This is a genomic window from Gordonia sesuvii, from assembly GCF_036350415.1.
Classification (GTDB): domain Bacteria; phylum Actinomycetota; class Actinomycetes; order Mycobacteriales; family Mycobacteriaceae; genus Gordonia; species Gordonia sesuvii.
On the sequence record NZ_JAZDUF010000011.1, the window covers coordinates 1 to 20,879 of the forward strand.

The 20,879-nt window shown below is 67.1% G+C and carries 19 protein-coding genes and 2 tRNA genes; 7 read left to right on the forward strand and 14 right to left on the reverse strand.

Features of this window, described 5'->3' with window-relative positions:
- Positions 1-255 precede the first annotated feature (255 nt).
- The 3 genes from VZC37_RS23890 (at position 256) to VZC37_RS23900 (ending at position 3,116) form a co-directional block, all read left to right on the forward strand.
- The gene (locus tag VZC37_RS23890; protein WP_330436492.1) at positions 256-1,395 is read left to right on the forward strand and encodes an acyl-CoA dehydrogenase family protein; all 1,140 of its coding nucleotides are present in this window, start codon (positions 256-258) and stop codon (positions 1,393-1,395) included.
- The gene (locus VZC37_RS23895) at positions 1,352-2,098 is read left to right on the forward strand and encodes a GntR family transcriptional regulator (RefSeq protein ID WP_330436493.1); all 747 of its coding nucleotides are present in this window, start codon (positions 1,352-1,354) and stop codon (positions 2,096-2,098) included. Before VZC37_RS23890 ends, VZC37_RS23895 begins: the two co-directional genes overlap by 44 nt.
- Before the next feature lie 343 nt (positions 2,099-2,441).
- Complete coding sequence (locus VZC37_RS23900) at positions 2,442-3,116, forward strand: potassium channel family protein (protein WP_330436566.1); 675 nt, start codon at positions 2,442-2,444, stop codon at positions 3,114-3,116.
- 27 nt (positions 3,117-3,143) lie between these two features.
- On the opposite strand, the gene VZC37_RS23905 is transcribed toward VZC37_RS23900, so the two are convergent.
- The 6 genes from VZC37_RS23905 to VZC37_RS23930 form a co-directional block, all read right to left on the reverse strand.
- A complete protein-coding gene (locus VZC37_RS23905; RefSeq protein WP_330436494.1) occupies positions 3,144-3,569 on the reverse strand; it encodes a pyridoxamine 5'-phosphate oxidase family protein in 426 nt (141 codons plus the stop codon).
- A gap of 76 nt (positions 3,570-3,645) precedes the next feature.
- Positions 3,646-3,721, reverse strand: a tRNA-Asn gene (locus VZC37_RS23910).
- Between the two features lie 102 nt (positions 3,722-3,823).
- Positions 3,824-5,422: a SulP family inorganic anion transporter gene (locus VZC37_RS23915; protein ID WP_330436495.1), complete on the reverse strand. Its 1,599-nt coding sequence runs from the start codon at positions 5,420-5,422 to the stop codon at positions 3,824-3,826.
- A gap of 39 nt (positions 5,423-5,461) precedes the next feature.
- Complete coding sequence (locus VZC37_RS23920; RefSeq protein WP_330436496.1) at positions 5,462-6,169, reverse strand: cysteine hydrolase family protein; 708 nt, start codon at positions 6,167-6,169, stop codon at positions 5,462-5,464.
- A complete protein-coding gene (locus VZC37_RS23925) occupies positions 6,154-7,590 on the reverse strand; it encodes an allophanate hydrolase (protein ID WP_330436497.1) in 1,437 nt (478 codons plus the stop codon). Before VZC37_RS23925 ends, VZC37_RS23920 begins: the two co-directional genes overlap by 16 nt.
- 56 nt (positions 7,591-7,646) lie before the next feature.
- Positions 7,647-8,375, reverse strand: coding sequence for a GntR family transcriptional regulator (locus VZC37_RS23930; RefSeq protein WP_330436498.1), 729 nt, complete (start codon positions 8,373-8,375; stop codon positions 7,647-7,649).
- A gap of 141 nt (positions 8,376-8,516) precedes the next feature.
- Between VZC37_RS23930 and VZC37_RS23935 the strand changes: the two genes are divergently transcribed.
- Positions 8,517-8,590, forward strand: a tRNA-Ile gene (locus tag VZC37_RS23935).
- A gap of 500 nt (positions 8,591-9,090) precedes the next feature.
- Entirely contained in the window at positions 9,091-10,476 is a 1,386-nt protein-coding gene (locus tag VZC37_RS23940; RefSeq protein WP_330436499.1) for a cutinase family protein, read from the forward strand.
- A gap of 316 nt (positions 10,477-10,792) precedes the next feature.
- Here VZC37_RS23940 and dnaG read toward each other — a convergent pair whose 3' ends face one another.
- The 4 genes from dnaG to VZC37_RS23960 form a co-directional block, all read right to left on the reverse strand.
- Positions 10,793-12,727, reverse strand: a complete 1,935-nt coding sequence (gene dnaG / locus VZC37_RS23945; protein WP_330436500.1) for a DNA primase — start codon at positions 12,725-12,727, stop codon at positions 10,793-10,795.
- Positions 12,728-12,777: 50 nt separating this feature from the next.
- On the reverse strand, positions 12,778-14,079 hold the full coding sequence (locus VZC37_RS23950) for a deoxyguanosinetriphosphate triphosphohydrolase (RefSeq protein ID WP_330436501.1): 1,302 nt from the start codon (positions 14,077-14,079) through the stop codon (positions 12,778-12,780).
- Positions 14,072-14,524 (reverse strand): cold-shock protein, encoded by a 453-nt coding sequence (locus VZC37_RS23955; protein ID WP_330436503.1) that lies wholly within the window; start codon positions 14,522-14,524, stop codon positions 14,072-14,074. The genes VZC37_RS23950 and VZC37_RS23955 overlap by 8 nt, the downstream gene beginning before the upstream one ends.
- Before the next feature lie 253 nt (positions 14,525-14,777).
- Positions 14,778-16,166, reverse strand: a complete 1,389-nt coding sequence (locus VZC37_RS23960; protein ID WP_330436505.1) for a glycine--tRNA ligase — start codon at positions 16,164-16,166, stop codon at positions 14,778-14,780.
- A gap of 146 nt (positions 16,167-16,312) precedes the next feature.
- Between VZC37_RS23960 and VZC37_RS23965 the strand changes: the two genes are divergently transcribed.
- Entirely contained in the window at positions 16,313-16,702 is a 390-nt protein-coding gene (locus tag VZC37_RS23965; RefSeq protein ID WP_431309488.1) for an ArsR/SmtB family transcription factor, read from the forward strand.
- Entirely contained in the window at positions 16,699-17,115 is a 417-nt protein-coding gene (locus VZC37_RS23970) for a Fur family transcriptional regulator (protein ID WP_330436508.1), read from the forward strand. The genes VZC37_RS23965 and VZC37_RS23970 overlap by 4 nt, the downstream gene beginning before the upstream one ends.
- Before the next feature lie 140 nt (positions 17,116-17,255).
- On the opposite strand, the gene VZC37_RS23975 is transcribed toward VZC37_RS23970, so the two are convergent.
- The 4 genes from VZC37_RS23975 to VZC37_RS23990 all read right to left on the reverse strand — a co-directional run bounded on the left by VZC37_RS23975 (position 17,256) and on the right by VZC37_RS23990 (position 20,832).
- Positions 17,256-17,669 (reverse strand): hypothetical protein, encoded by a 414-nt coding sequence (locus tag VZC37_RS23975; RefSeq protein WP_330436510.1) that lies wholly within the window; start codon positions 17,667-17,669, stop codon positions 17,256-17,258.
- Positions 17,666-18,496, reverse strand: coding sequence for an isoprenyl transferase (locus VZC37_RS23980; RefSeq protein WP_330436511.1), 831 nt, complete (start codon positions 18,494-18,496; stop codon positions 17,666-17,668). The genes VZC37_RS23975 and VZC37_RS23980 overlap by 4 nt, the downstream gene beginning before the upstream one ends.
- A gap of 13 nt (positions 18,497-18,509) precedes the next feature.
- The gene (gene recO / locus VZC37_RS23985) at positions 18,510-19,268 is read right to left on the reverse strand and encodes a DNA repair protein RecO (protein WP_330436514.1); all 759 of its coding nucleotides are present in this window, start codon (positions 19,266-19,268) and stop codon (positions 18,510-18,512) included.
- 73 nt (positions 19,269-19,341) lie between these two features.
- Positions 19,342-20,832 carry a YhgE/Pip domain-containing protein gene (locus tag VZC37_RS23990; protein ID WP_330436568.1) on the reverse strand — a complete coding sequence of 497 codons (1,491 nt, stop codon included), beginning with the start codon at positions 20,830-20,832 and terminating at the stop codon, positions 19,342-19,344.
- Between the last annotated feature and the right edge of the window lie 47 nt (positions 20,833-20,879).

A 20,879-nucleotide genomic window follows, 5' to 3' on the forward strand; every position in this document is an offset into this window, starting at 1 on the left:
GCTCTCGACACCCCGCTCAGCCCGCCACCTCTCGACGACGAACCGGGGCCTGCTACCCGGCGTTCCGGTACCTACCGGGACGGGACTCCCACCCGCTAGTCCAGTCCAGCTTTCAGGACGCACCATGCGACCAATGTAGCGATCGTGCGTTGTGGCTCAGCTCACGCCATTCCTTATCAAATATATGTGATGTGATACTTTCGATGCCGACAAGAGCTCAGACTCACTCCTGATCACGAGAGGTCCGATCCCACGATGGTGTCCTTCACCGACGAGCAGACCGCCTTCGCCAAGGCGATTGCCGACTTCTGTCAGCGCGAGGCCGGCACTCGCGAACAGCGCGACGCGCTCACCGACAACGGCGCCGAGCTGCACTCGCAGGAGCTCTACGTCAAGATGGCGCAGCTGGGCTGGGCCGGCATCGTCGTGCCCGAGGAGTTCGGCGGCGCGGGCGCCGGAAACGTCGAGATGTGCATCCTGCTCCAGGAGGCGATGCGCGGCAACGCCCCCATCGGGGGTATCGGTCCGACCCTGATCACCGCGGCAGCCTACGAGAAGTTCGCCGACGACCAGCTCAAGAAGGACGTTCTCGCCGGCGTCGTCGAGGGCGACTCGCTGTCGATCTCGATGTCGGAGCCCGAGGCCGGCTCCGACGTCGCGAACCTCAGTTGCCGCGCCGAGAAGGTCGACGGCGGGTGGGTGATCAACGGGCAGAAGACATGGTGCTCCAATGCGCACTTCGCCAAGTCCATCCTGCTGATCGCGCGCACCGAGAAGACGGACAAGAAGCACGAGGGACTGACCCATTTCCACATCCCGGCAGGCACGCCCGGGCTCGAGATCAAGGGCATCGACACGCTCGGCGGCCGGGAGGTCAACGACCTGTACTTCACCAACTGTGAGGTGCCCGACTCGGCCGTCGTCGGACAGGTCGGCAACGGCTGGAACCAGCTGATGGCCGGGCTCAACACCGAACGGCTCATCCTCGCGGCGATGCAGCTCGGGGTGGCCGAGCGCTCGTTCGCCGACACGCTGGCGTTCATCACCGAGCGAAAGCAGTTCGGGCGGCCGATCGGGACGTTCCAGGCCATGCGCCACCGGATGGCCGATCTCGCGACCGAGATCGAGTGCACACGTCAACTCGTCTACGCCGTCGCCAAGGAAGCCGACGACAATCCCACCAAGCTGTTGCCGCGGGAGGCGTCGATGGCGAAGCTCAAGGCCACCGAGACCTCGAAGCGAATGACGATCGACGCGATGCAGATGATGGGTGGTTACGGCTACGCAACCGAATTCGACGCAGAGCGATTGATGCGTGGTGCGATCATCTCGACGGTCTACGGTGGCACAAATGAGATCCAGCGCGACATCATCGGCAAGACCTTCGGGCTCTGAGGGCGCGCCGCGGACGAAGGCGTCCCCTCGTCTGCGGCGCAGGCCCCAGCTGTCCGAAGAGGTCGCTGCGCATCTGCGCGGTCAGATCATGACCGCGGCGATCCGGCCGGGCGAATACGTGCGGATGGACGAGACCGCCGAACGTCTCGGCGTGAGTGTGACACCGGTCCGCGAGGCGTTGCTCACGCTGCGCGGCGAAGGGATGGTCAATCTCGCGCCCCATCGCGGGTACATCGTCGCCGAGCTCAGCCGCACCGATGTCGAGGATCTGTTCTGGCTGCAGGGTGAGATCGCGGTCAAGCTCGCGCTTCGTACCGCTGCCGCCATCACCCCCGAGCAGATCGCCGATCTCGAGTGGCACAACCAGCAGTTGCGCAGCGCCCTCGGCGCCGGGGACAGCAGTCAGGTGGCCGGGGCGGAGTTCGAATTCCACCGCGTGCACAACCACATCGCCTCGGGCGGCAAGCTGGCGTGGTTCCTGCTGAGCGCCACGCGCTACACACCCGCACAGCTGTATGCGACCGACCCCGACTGGGGCGAGGTCGCCGTGGATTCACACGCGAAGCTGATCGAGGCCTACCGGACCGGCGACCGCGAGCAGGTCGTCGAGCAGACCCGGCGTCAGTTCCTCGACGGCGCGGCACGCCTGACCCGACACCTCGAGTCGACCGGGATCTGGGAGGACACCGCCGACGACGAGTGACGCGCCGGTCGCGCCCCCGGCCGAACAGCCAGGCGATCGCCGTCGCCGGAGCGTCGGCTGAGCGTTCCGACGAGTGTCGGGTACTCTCGTCATGTGCGCCGCCCAGGGCGGGGCAGGTCACCCCCGACGACCTGCCCCGCCCTGGGCGGCGCCGGCCGTTTGAGAGGTCTCCGACCCGCCGCGGCCAGATGACGTCGCGGTGCCCCACGAGCTGAAAGGTGCACTCGAGATGTATTCCGCCGACACCGACGCGAATCGCCGCGACGATTCGGCCGTCGACCGACGTGACGGCGGCGAGCGCCTCGCCTGGTGGGAAAGCCGCACCGAATGGCCGCTCGTCGCGATGGCACTGCTGTTCCTCGCCGCGTACTCGGTGCAGGTCCTCGCCGATCCGAGCGACACCGTCGACACGATTCTGGATGTCGTCATCTACGCCTCGTGGCTCTGCTTCGCCATCGACTACGTCGTCCGCCTCTCGGTGGCGCCACACCGCGGATCGTGGTTCATCCGCCACCTCGCCGATCTGGCCATCGTGGTCTTGCCGATGCTGCGGCCACTACGACTCCTGAGACTGCTCATCCTCGTCGGCGTGCTGCAGAAGGCGCTCGGCAGCGCGATCCGCGGTCGGGTGGTGCTCTACACCGCGGCCAGTGCGATGTTGCTCATCTATGTGGCGTCCCTGGCCATCTACGAGACCGAGGGGCAACTACCGGACGCCACCATCACCTCGTTCGGCGACGCGGTGTGGTGGTCGATGACCACCGTCACCACGGTCGGCTACGGCGACTACTACCCCATCACCCTCACCGGTCGCGTCATCGCCGGGTTTCTGATGCTGGGCGGGATCAGTGTGATCGGTGTCGTCACCGCGACCATCGCGTCCTGGATCGTCCAGCGTGTCGCCGACGACGACGAGGCGAACTCGGCGGCCACCTCCGCCGAACTCCAGTTGCTGCGTGCCGAGGTCGCAGATCTCCGAAAGGACCTCGCACGCCATCGGGAGGCCGCCGAGGTCTGACCCGGTGCGGTGTGGTCGGAGTGTGGCTCAGATGCTGCCCAGATCGGACGACACCCATTGCTGTGGCCGCAGTACGACTTTCGTCTGGTCTCCGTGGTCCTCGACGGCGAAGTCGACGTAGGCGGCGACCTTGTCCGCGGGAAGGTATCGGGCCGCCATTTCGGTGAGGTGCTCGCGAGTGCCCTCGGCGTAGTCAACGACCTCCCCCGACACGGCGACGTAGCGGATCGTCGGCTCGAGGGTCTCGACCATCAGTGTGCATCGACCCGCGGCCCGGATCAGTTCGATCTTGCGCGACGTGGTGCCGGTGAGAAACCAGGGCCGGCCGCCGGGTTCGTACTGGTACCAGATCGGCACGACGAGCGGCGCACGGTCGGGCGCCGCCTCGACCGCCAGCGCCGCGATGTGCGGTTGCGACAAGAACTCTTCGCGTTCCGAGGTGGAGAGAGCCATGTCACACACGGTAGACCGATGGTCCGACAACGGATACGACAAACGCCCGTCACCTGCGGTGACGGGCGCTGACGTTTGGCTCCCCCAACTGGACTCGAACCAGTAACCGTTCGATTAACAGTCGAATGCTCTGCCAATTGAGCTATGGGGGAATGCTCTCGAACCGAATGATGACTCTAGCGCATGGACGCACCGGAGAACAAAACGCCTGCGCGAGTGTTCTCCGGTGCGTCCTACCTGCGTCGATCTGTAACTCAGTGTCCCGCCACGACGTCCGCTTCGTCGACGGTGCGCGGGGTGCGGGCGTTCGGCAGGAACCAGTAGGCGATGCACACGACGCCGAAGAGCACGTAGCCCAGCGACACCTCCGGGCTGGCGGCCCAACTCACCTCCGGCGCGTGGATCAGCCCGATGAACGACATGACCGCACCGACCCCGCAGGCGATGGCGGCGAAGTGGAACTTCTTGTCCAGGATGAACGTGACGATGGTGCCCAGGACGAGTCCCACGAGGACCGCGCCCTCACCCAACGTCTTCAGTCCCTCGTACACGAGGCCGGCGTTGCCGAGGGCCTCGGCGCCGACTTCCTCGGCGGTGGTGCCGGCCGCACTCAGCGCGTTGTCGATCATGCCTCTACCCCACTCCGCCAGGTTGGGCAGGATGGCGGCGACCACGGCGATGGCGTGGATACGGGGCACCGCCTGGAACGCCTGTGCGCCGATCAGCAGGCCGATGTAGAGCAGGATGGGCACGATCGCCGGAACCGGCAGCAGGGCCTCGAGGACGCCGAAGAGTCCGACGAAGCAGAGCACGCCGATGACCGCCCCACTCGCCAGCGAGTAGCTCGCGCGGCCGCCTGCGTCCTTCCACCCCGGGTGTCCGATGTACACGGCGGGCGGGAACGGCGAACCGAACGCCGCACCGACGCACGCACCGGCACCGTCGGCCAGCAGCACACTGCGCAGGTTGTAGTTGTCCCCGGCGGCCGCGGCGCTCTCGACGTTGCTCATCGCCTCGGTGAAGTTGTAGACGCCGAGCGGGATGGCCGTACCGAGCAGTGGCGCCAGGTCACCGAGTCCGGAGAACAGCATGTCGAAACGTTGGTCGGGAATTCCGATCGCGATGTCGGAGACCGCCTGTTCGAGGTCGGGCACCGACATGTAGCCACCGATCCAGCCGATCGCGGTGCCGACGAGCAGTGCGGCGAGTCCGACGGGAATGTTCCCCGGCAGCTTCACGTCGGTGAAGAATCCGATCAGGATGATCGCCAGTACCGGTAGACCGATCCACGCGACCTCCCACATCTGTGCGGCCGGACGCATGGAGATGAAGGTGATGGAGATGCCCGCGAGCGTTCCCAGCATCGCCGCGCGCGGGGTCAGCTTGCGGACATACGGGCCGATGAAGGCACCGATCATGACGATCACGCCGATCATGAACGCCCAGGCCAGGCCGGCCTCCCACGCCTGCATCGCGTCGCCACTGGCCAGGAAGACCGGGAGCATGACGACGAAGACGACGATGAACATGTGCGGCACGCTCGGCCCGTAGGGCAGGGCGGTCACGTCGGTTCGGTTCTCCCGTTTGGCCAGTCGCCGCGCGAGGAATGTGTAGTACAGGTTGCCCAGGATCAGCGCGACGCCGAGCGCCGGTAGGACCGTGCCCAGGACTGCTCCGGCCGGGACCTGCACCACGGCGATCATCAGACCGGTCAGCGTCAGCACGTTGACGAGGATGTTGAAACCGAGCCCGAAGAAGGCGTTGGTGTCTCCGCGGGTCCACCACGGAATGGTCAGCGGGGCCGGCGGTGATGACGGTCCGGTGGGCGGGGCGGGATCGGTGGTCGTGCTCATGCGCGTCGAATCCTCTCGGCAACAGGTGAAGTGACTGGCTCAGGACACTGCGGTCGACGGCGACGCTGCCGTGTGGTCGGTGAGGGCGGCGATCAGCGCAGCACTCGGCGCGGTCCAGCCGAAGATTCCGCCCTGCGCGGCGATCATCTCCAGACCCACCCGTTGGAACTCCGGGAAATACGAACCGACGCAGTCGGATACGACAACACAGTCGAATCCGCGGTCGTTGGCCTCACGAGTGGTGGTGTGCACACAGACCTCGGTGGTGACACCGGTGACGAGCAACTGGGTGATGCCGTGTTCGTCGAGCACGGTGTGCAGATCCGTTGCGTAGAACGCCCCTTTGCCGGGCTTGTCGATCACGACCTCACCCGCCGCGGGTGCGAGTTCGTCGATGATGTCGTGGCCGTACTCGCCGCGGATCAGGATGCGCCCGAACGCCCCCGGGTCGCCGATCCGTTTCGACGGTTCCCCGCGATTGAGCTTTGCGGGTGGGCAATCCGACAGGTCGGGCTTGTGGCCTTCGCGCGTGTGGATGACCAACATCCCCGCGGCGCGTGCCGCGTCGAGGAGTTCCGCGAGCGGGGGCACCACCTTCTGCAGTTGGCTCACGTCGTTGCCGAGGGTTTCCCCGAAGCCGCCGGGCAGCAGGAAGTCACGCTGCATGTCGATGAGAACCAGGGCCGCGCGGGACGGCTCGAGGTCGAAGGGGGCCGGTTCGGCGGCGATTGTCACGATGTCGGCCACGGGGCGAGCCTTTCTGTGCTGTGGGTGTCGTGTTGGGCCGCGCTTGTGCGGGGCTCGTCGAGAAGGGCTGCTGCGAGATGCAGCACCGTGTCGTCGGAGAGCGCGTTGCCGAGCAACATGGCGCTGTGGGGACGGCCGTCGGCGGTGTGGCCCTGCGGGATCGCGACTCCGAGCAGGTCGAGGAGGTTGCCGAAGTGCGTGTAGTGACCGAGCATGGTGTTCGCCTCGATCGGTTGGTCGAGAACCTCTTCGACCGTGAAGGTGCGGCCGATCGTCGGTAGGGCCAGCACATCGATGTCCCGCCAGATCCGGCCGACGACGGCACGCAGCTCCTGGAGGGTCTGCATCGCCGCGAACGCGTCGACGGCCGTGTACTTTTCGCCGCTGCGCAGGATGTCACGGACGACCGGGTGGATGGAGTCCGGATGTGCGGCGAGGAAGTCCGCGAACACCACCAGGCGTTCGGCCACCCACGGACCGGCGTAGAGGAGTTCGCCGGCCGCGAGGAACGGCTCCAGCGACACCTCGACGATCTCGATGTCGACGGCGAATCCCTGGTGTGCGAGTCGGTTCCGAAACGCGTGATGGGCTGCCCGCATCGCATCGTCACCGAAGAACTCGAGTTCGGTCTCTGGCGGCAACCCGACCCGTATCGGAGCGCCGGTGACTCCCGGCCCGTGGGGGCGCGACCACGGATCGGCGTCGTCGGGACCGGCCATCACCGCCATCACCCGGTCGACGTCGTCGATGCGGCCGGACATCATCGTGATGCAGTCGAGGGATTTGCACGCCGGTACCAGTCCGGTGGTACTGATCAGTCCCCGAGACGGCTTGTAGCCGACGATGCCGTTGAGCGCGGCGGGCACCCGGCCCGATCCGGCGGTGTCCGTCGCGACCGCGAACGGCACCTCGCCGAGGGCAACCGCGAGGGCGGAGCCCGAACTCGACCCACCCGAGATCATGTCGCCGCCGTACACGCTTCTCGGCACGGTGTACGGCGTACGCGTCCCGTTGAGGCCGGTGGCGAACTGGTCGAGGTTCGTCTTGCCCACATAAAGGGCGCCGGCGTCGAGGAGTCGTTGCACCGCCGGCGCGGTGGTGTCCGCGACGTAGGCGAAGTCCGGACAGGACAGGGTGGTCGGAGCGCCGGCGACATCGATGCTGTCCTTGACACCGAACGGCACGCCGTACAGCGGCAGCGCCCGCGCGCCGGGGCGACGCTCGAGTTCCGCGGCCGCCGCGAGCAACTCACTTCTCCCGACCGTCGACAGCCAGGTCCCGTCGTCGCCGCGGGCCTCGATCGCGTCGGCGACGGTACGCGCCGTTCGTATCGGTGACCCGCTGCCGCTCACATGGTCGTCGAGGATCTCCGCGACCGAGGGACCGAGGACCGGTCCGGCGGGCGGATGCGCATCTGCCATACCGTCGATTGTCGACAGAATTGTGGCGCCTGCGGATCCGTTGTGTGTCGGTTGTGTTAGCGCGCGCCGGCGGTATCCGTGCCGTTGACCGGCGGAGCCGCCAGATCGTTGACCGGCGGAGCCGCCAGATCGAGGTACTGCAGATGCTTGTGGTCACGAAGGGCCGACACCGCGGCGATCGGATCGTTGGTCTCCAACGCTTCCAGGATCGCGAGATGACGCTTCACCCCGTCGTCCGGTCCGTGGTGATCTGCGGTCTCCGCGCGTAGGTTGACCGCCATCGGGAGCTGCAGTTTGAGCAGGATCGGCTCGAGCGCGATGTCGAGTTGACGGTTCCCGGCCAGGCCGACGACTGCCGTATGGAAGCGCCGATGCGCGTCGTCCTTGGAGAGCTCATCCGTCGCTCGCTTCATCTCCTCGACGGCCGCGCGGACGGGCTCGAGCTGCCGCTTCGGGTCCGCGAGCGGCAGAGCCGACTCGACGGCGAACCGTTCGAGCACCTGCCGCAGCTCGAACAACTGCACGATGTCGCGCGGCGACCATTCGGCCACGCGCGTCCCCCGCCGCGGCTGGTGTTCGACCAGCCCCTGCTGGGCCAACAACCGCAGGGCCTCGCGCACGGGTGCGCGACTGATCCCCAGGTCTGCGCACAGCGTCTCTTCGACGATCTTCTGGCCGGGCGTGAGACTGCCGGACAGGATGGCGTCGCGGATCCGACGTCCCGCGACATCGACAAGGCTCTCGGGGAGGTCGCTGTCCACACTCGCCTCGTCGGCCCCCGTCATGCGCTCCTCGTTCGTCGACTCGTGCCCTCACGTGCTGATTTCTCTGCAGTCTAGCGTCGGCCGCGGGATGACCGCGGCGTTCGACCGACGGCGGGAGACGTGCGGTAATGTGCAGCGTCGGGCGCGCGCAGTGCCCGGCCGGGGGCGGTAGCTCAGTCGGTTAGAGCCGCGGACTCATAATCCGTAGGTCGCGGGTTCGAGCCCCGCCCGCCCCACTCCCCGATCCCCGCGGGTAGTCCTCGACCACTCCGCAGGCAACTCTCCACACGTCCGAACGCGAGACCGGTTGCAGCGACAGCTTCTTCGTTCCGCTAACGAACGGCGCCCCGCGAATCCCACCGCGGCACAAGACTCTTCAGCATCGAGGATGACGATGATCACCGGGAAACATCGGCACCACCAGTCCCAGCAGTAGACGGCAGGAACATCAATTCGTCTGTCCGCCAGACTTGTTCACAACCGTTCACCATCCGGACACGCAGGGTGTCGCATGAAGGGGTGAATGTCGCGCGAATCCGAACGTCCGCGCGGTACTGTTCGACATCATCACATCGACCGTCGCCCATGTCGCAGCTGCCGGATCGGCGACCCGATCCATCTCCCACACACAACCCGTGCGGACACACCGATGCGATTGTTCCCTGCAGTTCGAACGCTGCCCTCCTCACGCCCGGCCGACCACGACCGCCTGCCAGGGCCCACGGTCGCCCGATCGATGAGTCTTCTCACTGTCGGAGCTGCGGCAGTGTCGCTGATCGCTGCGCCCGGCGTCGCCCTCGCGGAGCCGTCGCCGAGCAGTTCCGTCACGACCTTCAACCTGTTCATCCCCGGAACGTGGGAGACCGACGAATCAGCCGATCCGCACCGTGCCACCGGTGCCCTGCGCCCGATCGCCGACCGGATCCGCCGCGACCACGGGGACGCGGCCCAGATCTACTTCCTGCCCTACATCGCCCGCGCCTTCGACAACGGTGAGAGTTACGGCGCCAGCAAGGCGTCTGCGCTCGACAATGCGGCGCAGGTCCTTCGCGACGTCATTGAAAATCACCCGGCTGTGAAGGTCACGATCACGGGCTACAGCCAGGGCGCCGACGCTGCGGGCGATCTCGCGTCGGCCATCGGGAACCGGCTAGGTCCGGTGAGCCCGGACAGGGTGCTGGCGGTCGCGCTGCTCGCCGACCCGCGCGCAGGCACCCACGGCGCGACCATCGTCGGCCCGCGGGCCGACGGCATCGGTATCGCCGACCCCAGACCGGACGGGATGGGCAGCCTGGCCGGCCGGGTGTCCTCGATCTGCGCGCCCGCCGACCTGTACTGCTCGATCGACAAGAAGCACAACCCGTTCCTGGGTCAGCTGGGTTCGGTACTCGGCAAGTCACCGGACCAGGCTGCGGCCGCGGTGCGTCGCGCTGCGGGAGCAGCCACCACGCTCGCCTCCCTCGACCTGACCGGCATCGCGGACGGACTGGGACGACTCCCCACCCTCATCGCAGACGGTGACCTCGCCGCCGCTCACGAGACAGCGACCGCGCTGAACAGCGATCTGCGTCCACTCGTCACCCTCGCCGCGTCGGTCGACTTCACCGAGGTGTCGGCGACGCTCGCGCTGATTCCGGACGAGACCGGGTTCACCAAGGCGATGGCCCTGGTGGCGGCCGGCCTCGCCCACATCGACATCGAACGCGTCGCCGACGTCGTCGGCCGCATCCAGGAGCTGACCTGGGTCGCCGCGGCGGAGGTCGGCCGACGTGCGGGCGCCAAGTCGGTGCCCATCACCGCGGAACCGCGCGCCGAGCTGCGACGTCTCGGTCGCGAACTCGTCGCGGTATCCCGCGGCATCGTGACCGCGAAAGCACAGTCGGGCAACGGCGTCGAGGCGGTCTCGGAGGACTTCCGGAGTTCCGCGGTGGCCGTGACCCGGATCGTCACCAAGTACGCGATCGCCGACCCCGCCACCCTGATCACCGACGCGATCAGCGCGGGGAGCTTCTACCGGTCGGAGAGTCACGTCCGCTACCAGTCGTTCGTCGTCGATGCCGCCGGGCACGATGCCATCGACTGGCTGGGGTCGTGGTTGTCGACGAGCATCTCCCGGAGCTGATTGGGTCACCCACGGTCGAGCCCCACCGCCAGTCGAGTAAGCCCCCACCGCCGGTCGAGTCCCCACCGCCGGTCGAGTAAGCCCCCACCGCCGGCGAGCCCCCCAACCGCCGGTCGAGTAGGCCCGAGCCGCTAGGCGAGGGCTGTATCGAGACCACTTGCGCCAGAAAGGATCTCGATACACCGACTCGCCTAGCGGCTCGTCGGCTACTCGATCAACGGAAAAGGCGGCTCGGGCTACTCGACCGGCGGGCTGGTGGCGTCAGCTCGCCGGCTACTCGATCAACGGAGAAATCCGGGTTAGTGATGCGACGCAGTCACCCGACACCCACATCCGGGTCCACCGCCTGCTCGAGCAGACTGCGGCGGTAGGCCTCCAATGCCACGAGGTCCCCGAACACCGCGTTGTAGGCGTCGGGGTCCTCGCCGGGCGCCATGCGCCGCAGACGGGACTTGATGTCGGCGATCTGCGCGCCCACCCACACCTCCTGGAGTCGGGCGAGCACGCTGGTGATGTAGCGCGAGATGTTGTTCTCGCCGACCGGCATCGATTCGACCGCGAGTTCGGTCACGAGCGGACCGATGACGGCGTCGTCGACGGCATGGTGCACGGCGTCCACCCATTCGGCCCCGCCCATGCCGCTGGAGGTGCCACCGACGGCCGACATCGCGGTGCGAATGGAGGCATACGCCGGGTCCGTGAAGCATTGGACGGGCAGCGAGTCGAAGACCGTGCCGGCGATCGCCGGATACTGCAGTGCCGCCTTGAGCGCCTCACGCTGCGGCCACAGTCTGGGGTCACCCGGCAGCGGCCGGGCCGTGGGTGGCGCGGACGCCGCTTCGGGCCGCTGGCGGCGGATCGAGGTCACCCGGTCGGGACGGGAGCCGTTGACCGGAGGTGCACCGCCCGTGGCGCGGGCGAACCGCGCACCTTCCTCCCGGACCCGGCCGAGCACCTGCGCGACGTCTTCCCAGCCGACCCAGCCGGCGAGCTGTCGGGCGTACTCGTCGCGCAGGGCGACATCCTTGATCCGGCCGACCACGGGCACGGTGTCCCGCAACGCATGCACCCGCCCCTCGGCGGTGTCGAGATCGTGGCCCCCGAGCAATGCCTTGATGGCGAACTCGAACATCGGGACGCGTCGGGCGACGAGGTCGCGGACCGCACCGTCGCCGCGACCCTGACGCAATTCACACGGATCCATCCCGTCCGGGGCGATCGCGACGAACGTCTGGCCCGCGATACTCTGCTCACCCTCGAAAGCCTTGAGGGCGGCCGCTTTTCCGGCGTCGTCACCGTCGAAGGTGTAGATGACCTCGCCGCGGAAGTACGAGTCGTCCATCATCAGCCGCCGCAGCAGCGCCAGATGATCCTCGCCGAACGCCGTGCCACACGATGCGACCGCCGTGGTCACCCCGGCCAGGTGCATGGCCATCACGTCGGTGTATCCCTCGACCACCACCACCTGGTGACCCTTGGCGATGTTCTTCTTCGCGTGGTCGAGTCCGAACAGGACCTGAGACTTCTTGTACAGCATCGTCTCCGGCGTGTTCATGTACTTGCCGAGGTTGTCGTCGTCGAACAGTTTGCGCGCGCCGAAACCGATAATGTCGTTGCCGAGGTTGCGGATCGGCCACAGCAGCCGCCGATGGAATCGGTCGATCGGACCTTTGCGTCCTTGCTTGGACAATCCGGCCGCCTCGAGTTCACTGAACTCGAATCCCTGCGACAGCAGGGTTTTGGTCATCACGTCCCACCCCGCGGGTGCGTAGCCGCAGCCGAAGGTGGCTGCCGCCGTGGCGTCGAAGTTCCGCTCGGTCAGGTAGTCGCGGGCCGGTTGGGCTTCGGGCGACTGCAACTGTTGGGCGTAGAACTTCTGCGCGGCGGCGTTGGCGGCGACCAGGCGAGCGCGGGTACCGCGATCGCGGACGATGGCCGTACCGCCACCCTCGTAGTGGATCTGATAGCCGATCCGGTCGGCGAGTTGCTGCACGGCTTCGACGAAGCTGACATGCTCCTGTTTCTGCAGGAAGCTGTAGACATCGCCGCCCTCACCGCAGCCGAAGCAGTGGAAATGTCCGTGGTTGGGCCGGACGTGGAACGACGGGGTCTTCTCGTCGTGGAACGGGCACAGCCCCTTGAGGCTGTCGGCTCCGGCCCGTCGCAGTGCCACGTAGTCGCCGACGATCTCCTCGATGCGCGTCTGCTCACGGATCGCCGTGATGTCGCGATCGGGGATTCGGCCTGGCACGCCGACCAGTGTAGTGAGTGCCCGCCCCTACGCCGCACCCATGGCCGTGCTCAACCGAGGTGTGCCTGCGCACCCGAGTTCTGGCGGTCGGTGCGCTCCAGCCGTCCCTCGGTCATCGACGCGATCTGATCGACGATGACGCGCAGTCGCGCACCGTCGTCGGCGGCCTCCTGCCAGAACGGGACGAAGATCGGGTCCAGCCCTCCGGGCGCCGCAGCGGTCAACCAGACCGCGACGCGATGGATGCGTTCGCGCTGTCGTTGCTGGATCGCCCGGTGACGTTCGTTGGAGAAGATGTAGCGCAACGCCAGCGTCTTGAGGATCGCGACCTCGGCCGCCACCAGCGGTGACACATTCAGATCCGCGTCGTACCGCGCCACCGACCGATCCCCCACCACCGCTCGGGTGCCAGTGATCGCAGCCGACGCGAACCGGCCGATCAGTTCACTGGTCAGCCGCTTCAGCGTCACGGCGCTGTCGAGGCTGCCGTCGTGACCGCCGGCTGCTGCGACGATGTCCATCCGCGACAGTCGCTGCGCGGCGTCGATAAGTGCGTTGGCCTCGAGGCCATCGAACTCCTTGACACCGATGTCGGCGAGGCCGCGCTGATCGGTCGCATCGCCCAGCGATCGCAGGTCGATCCGGTTCGCGATCACACCGTCCTCGAGGTCGTGGACCGAGTAGGCGACGTCGTCGGACCAGTCCATCACCTGTGCCTCGATGCACTGTCGTCCCGGCGGGGCGTCCCGCCGGATCCAGGCGAGCGCCGACGCGTCGTCGTCGTATGCACCGAACTTCACCGCGGGCAGTCGACGCGTCCACGGGTACTTGAGGGTGGCGTCGAGGGAGGCACGCGTGAGGTTCAGTCCCGCGCTCCGCCCACGGGCGTCGAGCAGCTTGGGTTCGAGACGGGTGAGGATCCGCAGGTTCTGCGCATTGCCCTCGAATCCACCGATATCGGCCGCGACCTCGTTCAATGCGCGCTCACCGTTGTGCCCGTACGGCGGGTGCCCGATGTCGTGCGCCAACCCGGCGAGCTCGACGAGGTCCGGTTCACAGCCCAACCCGATCGCGATGCCGCGACCGATCTGGCCGACCTCCAGCGAGTGCGTGAGCCGGGTGCGTGGGGTGTCGCCTTCACGCGGGCCGACGACCTGTGTCTTGTCGGCGAGACGACGCAACGCCGCCGAATGCAGCACACGGGCCCGGTCACGCGCGTAGTCGCTGCGATGGTCGGTCCGGGTGCCGGGCAGGCTGGCCACCTTCGGGGCCTCCGGCACGATCCGCTCGACGGCCTCGTCGCCGTACTGAGCCGTCAGCGGAATGGCGGACACGCCGGTGGCGCTAGTCAAGCACCCAGCCTCGGGCCACCGCGAAATCGGTGATGCGCTGGCGGATCGCGATGATCTGTCCGGCGGTCAGGTCGTCGGACGAGTCGAGGAGCAGTTCGGTGATCTCCTCGATGAACGCCGACGAGTCCAGTGAACCCGAACCCCGCGACCGGCGGGGACGGTCACCGCCGTGGGACCGGCCATGGTCATGATTGTCGCGGCGGTGCGGGCGGCCGCTCGGTGCCTCCTCGGCAGGTGCCGCCTCGGTGACAGCCACGTTGACCGCCTTGCTGCCGCGCTCGGTCTCCTCGACATCGAACTCGACCTTCGCGCCCGGTTTCAACGCGTTCTCGTCGATGTCGATGTCGTTGATGTGCAGGAAGACGTCGGCGCCACCCGACTCCGGCGCGAGAAATCCGAATCCCCGATTTGCGTCGTAATGCACGACCTTGCCGCTGACGGTCACCGTTTCACTCGCTCTCCTCGCCGCACGGCACACCGGACCCCGTGCCCGGGCCGACGACAACTCCACTCACAACTATGACAGATATCCGCAGGTAGCACCGGCGCAACCCTTCGTGACGACCCTCCGCAGGCTCCGGGTCTCCTCAGGGATCCGTTTGTGACACCAGCCCGTCACCCCGATCCCTGAGGAGCGAGCTTGCGAGCGCGCCGCCCTGAGTAGCGAGCTTGCGAGCGTATCGAAGGGTCACGAAGGGTCAGGACCCCAGCAACTTGCCACCGAGATACTCGACCACCTTGTCGAGTGCCACCCGTTCCTGACTCATCGTGTCGCGCTCACGCACGGTGACCGCCTGGTCGTCGAGGGTGTCGAAGTCCACCGTCACACAGAACGGCGTACCGATCTCGTCCTGGCGGCGATAGCGCTTGCCGATGCCCTGCGCGTCGTCGAACTCGACATTCCAGTGCTTGCGCAACTCGGCGGCGAGATCCTTCGCCTTGGGCGACAGCTTCTCGTTACGGGACAACGGCAGCACCGCGACCTTGACCGGCGCCAGACGACGATCGAGCTTGAGCACGGTCCGGGTGTCGGTGCCGCCCTTGGCGTTCGGCACCTCTTCCTCGGTGTACGCGTCACACAGGAAGGCCATCAGCGAACGCGTGAGGCCTGCTGCGGGTTCGATGACGAACGGCGTGTACCGCTCCCCCGACGCCTGGTCGTAGAACGACAGATCCTCACCCGAGTGCTTGCTGTGGGTCGACAGGTCGAAGTCGGTCCGGTTGGCGACACCCTCCAGCTCACCCCACGGGTTGCCCGAGAAGCCGAACTTGTACTCCACGTCGACGGTGCGCTTGGAGTAGTGCGACAGCTTGTCCTTCGGGTGCTCGAACAGGCGCAGGTTCTCCGGGTCGATCCCGAGGTCGACGTACCAGTTGAACCGGTGGTCGATCCAGTACTGATGCCAGTCCTCGTCCTCGCCCGGCTTGACGAAGAACTCCATCTCCATCTGCTCGAATTCACGGGTACGGAAGATGAAGTTGCCCGGTGTGATCTCGTTGCGGAAACTCTTGCCGATCTGCGCGATGCCGAACGGGGGCTTCTTACGCGCCGTGGTCATCACGTTCTTGAAGTTCACGAAGATGCCCTGCGCGGTCTCCGGACGCAGGTAGTGCAGGCCCTCTTCGTCGTCGACCGGGCCGAGGAACGTCTTGAGCAGGCCGCTGAACGCGCGCGGCTCGGTCCACTTGCCCGGCTGGCCGGTGTCGGGATCGTTGATGTCGGCCAGACCGTTGGCCGGTGGGTGGCCGTGCTTGATCTCGTAGGCCTCGAGCAGATGATCGGCGCGGTAGCGCTTGTGGGTGTGCAGCGATTCGACCAGCGGATCGGTGAACACCTCGACGTGGCCGGAGGCCTCCCACACCTGGCGGGGCAGGATGACCGACGAGTCCAGACCCACCACGTCCTCGCGACCGGTCACCATCGTGCGCCACCACTGGCGTTTGATGTTGTCCTTGATCTCGACGCCGAGCGGCCCGTAGTCCCACGCGGAGCGCGTTCCGCCGTAGATCTCGCCGCAGGGGTAGACCAGACCTCGACGCTTGGCGAGGTTGACGACGGCTTCAACGCGGTTGGACTGGGCGGCCACGGTTAACTGTTCTCCAACGAGTCGGTGTTCTCACGGTGATGCCGCCGGATCGGCACGAGGTCGAACGGCAGCCCTTACAGGGTAGCCACACCGGTGTCCATAGTCGGAATCCGCTCCAGGACCAATTGAAAACCACTTCCTTTAGAATGGGCGAGATGGGTGCACCAGAACGAGACTGCGCAGCCGGCGCCGAACCACCAGTAGCGGGGCCGGTCGAGTGGGAGGCCGCCAGCGATCTGCTGCGCGCGCTGGCCTCGCCGACCCGTATCGCCATCGTGCTGCTCCTACGGGAACGGCCGCAATGCGTCCATGAGGTGGTCGGGGCGTTGTCGCTGAGCCAGCCGCTCATCAGTCAGCACCTTCGGGTGCTCAAGGACGCCGGAGTCGTTCGTGGGCAGCGCAACGGCAGGGAGATCGTCTACGAACTCGTCGACGACCACCTCGCGCACATCGTCACCGACGCGCTCACGCACTCGATGGAATCCCCGTCCGGGGCGGCCCCGACCGACCGGCGCACCGAAGGACGACGCCGATGACCGCCCGTACCGATCGACCCGTCACCGGCGTCCGTTCGACGAGACAGCGAGCCGCCATCGCCGACGCACTCGCGGCAGGCGACGACTTCGTCTCCGCTCAGGAACTCCACGAGCAACTCAAGGCGCGCGGAGAATCGATCGGACTGACCACGGTGTACCGCAACCTGCAGGCACTCAGTCAGGCAGGCCAGATCGACGTGCTGTGGGACGGGACGGGCGAGACGCGGTACCGACACTGCTCCTCCGGCCATCACCACCACCTGGTGTGCCGGCGATGTGGCACCACCGTCGAGGTTCAGGCCGAACCCGTCGAGAAGTGGGCGGCCAAGGTCGCAGCCCAACACGGCTTCACCGACATCAACCACACCGTGGAGGTCTTCGGTGAATGCGGTGCGTGCCACGCCGATCGGTGAGTCGCCGCCCTTCGTGACCCTTCGATACACTCGCAAGCTCGCTACTCAGGGACCGCGGGGTGAGCGCAGCGCACCGTCGCCACGCCTCGTTCCCTGAGGAGGTCCGGAGCGCTAGCGGAGGACCGTCACGAAGGGCGAGGTCACGTCCCCGACAACTGCTGCGCCGCATCCGCTCCCGCCGACAACACCATGTGCAGGACGGTGAGCAGCGGGATGTCGTCGAGCGAACCGGCCGGGAAGGTGTAGTACTGCAACACATCTGTCGTGACGCCGGTCGGATCGGAACGACGTAGCGCGCCGAAACTCAGCTGGGCGTCGCAGGATTCAACGTCGTCGCGCAGAACATCGGTGTTCGGCAGATCCACGGCCACCAACTGGGTCACCGTCAGGACGTCCAGCCCGGCCGCGAGATCCAGGGCACGGATCGACGCGCGGGTGGAACCGACCCGCACGACAACCGAATCCGCGTCGACATCGGAGACCTCGCCGAACTCCGCGAGCAGCGCAGCCAGCCGGGCCGGCCAGACGGACCCGCCCGCCGACGGCTCGGTCATGTCGGCATCACCCCACCGAACCGGCGATCACGCTTGGCGTACTCGAGACATGCCGCCCAGAGGTCGCGTCGGTCGAAATCGGGAAACAGCTTCTCCTGGTACACCATCTCCGCATACGCCGACTGCCACAGCAGGAAGTTGGAGGTGCGTTGTTCACCAGACGGACGAAGGAACAGGTCGACGTCCGGCATATCCGGCTCGTCGAGATACTTGGCGAACGACGCCTCGGTGATGCGTTCCGGATCGATCTCACCCGCCGCAGCCCGGCGGGCTATCTCCTTGGCGGCGTCGGCGATCTCGGCGCGGCCACCATAATTGACGCACATCGTCAGGGTCATGACGGTGTTGTCGCGAGTCATCTCCTCGGCGACCTCGAGTTCCCGAATGACGCTGCGCCACAGGCGTGGTCGCCGACCTGCCCACCGCACGCGAACACCCATCTCGTTCATCTCGTCACGGCGTCGGCGGATGACGTCGCGGTTGAAGCCCATCAGGAAGCGGACCTCGTCGGGGCTGCGCGACCAGTTCTCGGTGGAGAACGCGTATGCCGAGAGCCATGACACTCCGAGTTCGATGCAGCCGCACACCGTGTCCATGAGCACGGCCTCGCCGCGTTTGTGTCCCTCGGTGCGGGGCAATCCGCGGTCCTGGGCCCATCTCCCGTTGCCGTCCATCACCAGAGCGACATGTCGAGGGATCAGCTCGGCGGGCAGTTTGGGTGGCGTCGCCCCACTGGGGTGCGGGTCTGGCGGCCGGACCTCGGTGTCCGATGATCGGGTCAGGCCCGATCGGGCCTTCCCGGATCGCGAACCGGGTCGTAACGCCATCGCCCGTCTCCTCTCACGCGGTGTCCACCAGCCTATGGGGTGCTTCGCGTTCGATGAGGGGCAGGGTTCGCAACTGCCGTTCGAGATGCCACTGCAGGTGCGCCGCGGTCAGTCCGCTGGCCTGGCGTTGCAGCGACGAGCCGACGTCGGCGGTGTGCTCCCACTGGCCGCGGAAGAGCGCGTCCATCAGATCGAGCACGCCCGGCGACGGAGTCGCGGCACCGGGCGGGCGGCAATGGATGCACACCGCACCGCCGGCGGCCACGTGGAAAGCCCGATGCGGACCGGGCTGCGCACACCGCGCACAGACGTCGAGGGCCGGCATCCAGCCCGCGCAGTGCATGGCCCGCAACAGGTAGGCGTCCAGGATGAGTTGGTTGGGGCGGCGATGCGCGGCCAACGCGTCCAGGGCGCCGACGGTGAGCCGGTGCAGTTGCGCGGCGGGTGCGCGCTCCTCGCCGGCCAGACGCTCCGCGGTCTCCAGCACCGCGCATGCCGTGGTGTAGCGGCCGTAGTCGGCGACCAGCGCGTCGGCGAACGCATGCAGGGTATGCACCTGTGTCACCACATCGAGGCTGCGTCCGGGATACAGGTGGATGTCGACATGTGCGAAGGGTTCGAGCCGGGCCCCGAACTTGGAGCGGGTGCGGCGCACCCCCTTGGCCACCGCACGCACCAGGCCGTGTTCTTGGGTGAGCAACGTGATGATGCGGTCGGCCTCCCCCAGCTTGTGCTGGCGAAGCACGACGGCCTCATCCCGATAGAACCTCACCGGCTCATTCTTCCACCGCCCACCGACAACGGTCGGCACGACATGCGCCGCGAGGGTGACCCCAGACCTGCGTCTATTTCTCGTCCGAGCCTCGGTCGGGTGTCACCGCAGCGACATGCGCCGGCGACGGCGTGGTGATCGTCGCCGGACCGCCGCCGTCGACGAAGCGCGCCAGTCGCGGCGGAAGGGTCATCCCGCCGGGGAACCGGTGCCAACCCTTGTGGTCGTAGAGCTTCGTCCCACCCAGGCCGAGCGCGATCCCGACGAGCAGTCCGACCGCGCACTGGATCACCGATCGGCCGAGTCCGGCACCGAAGTCGGCGTCGAAGTAGAGGATCGCGCGGCTGCCCAGATACACCAGGTGCATCGGCTCCACCGCGGCGATCCAGGCGAACAACCGTGGACTCGCCTCGAGCGGAACGGTACCTCCCGAGGACGGCAGCCCGAGGATCACGAAGAAGATCAGGTTGAGGATGAGGCCGGGATTGCCGAACACCGCCATCATCGAACTCGCGGAGATGCCGACGGCAGAGATCGCCAGCACAGAGAACATCCAGAGCGAGAACGCATTCGGCAGCGACGTGCCGACCGCGGCGCACACCGCGATGTAGAGCGCCGACTGAATGACCGCGACGAACACCATGATCGTCCACTTCGTCGCGAGGGTGGCCCACCGCGAGATCGCCAACCGCTGCCGAAGCTGATAGAACGGCCCGTACTCGATCGGGGTCTGCCCCAGGATTGCGTCGACGACGACGCTGACCATCATCGCGCCGGTGAAGCCGGCGAGGATGAGCAGCAGGGTGTAGTAAAACGCGGACAAGCCGTTCCCGGAGCCGGCGGGAAGCTGCGTCGGTTCGATGATCCGGACATCGACCGGGTTCGACAGGGCCAGTTGCGCGGCGCCGGAGAACGCGACGTCGGCCTCGGTCAGGGTCTGCCGGACGGTCGCCACCAGGCGCTCGCCGACTTGCGCGTTGACCTGTTCGGACAGTTCGTCGGCAAAGGTGGTGGTGACCGCGGACGCGAACGTCCCGGAGCCGCGGTTGATGTACACGTCGATGGCCATCGGAGCCGGTTTGGCCTCCAGCACCGCAGCTCGACCCAGGCTCACCGCACGATTGGTGAAGTTCGGACCGATGACGACGACACCGTATGTCTTACCGGAGTTGAGGTCGTCGAGTGCCGTGACCCGGTCGGTGCGCGCAACCGCGATCCCGTTCTCCGCTGCGGCCGAGACGACACCGTCGGCGACCTCGTTGCCGAAGTTCTGCGTGGTGGTGCCGCCGTCGGGATTGTCGACCTCTCCCCCGCGGTCCTCGTTGACCAGGGCGATCGGGAAGTCGTGCAGGTTCTTCTGCGGGTCGGCGACGGCACCCATGTACAAGGCCGCCATCAGCGACATGATGACGACGACCAGGATCAGCGGCGCCAACCAGAATCGTGGGGACCGAAGAACCCCGGCGATCGTGGTGCCCGCCTCTGCGTCGTGGGCAACGGGGGTCGGCGCCTCGCGCCGGTTCGCGTCCTGCTCGGTGCCCTCGTGACTCTCGTGGCGCCCCATCCGTTCCGTCCCCTCCTCGTCCGACGTCCGGGTGGTCACCCGAGCGA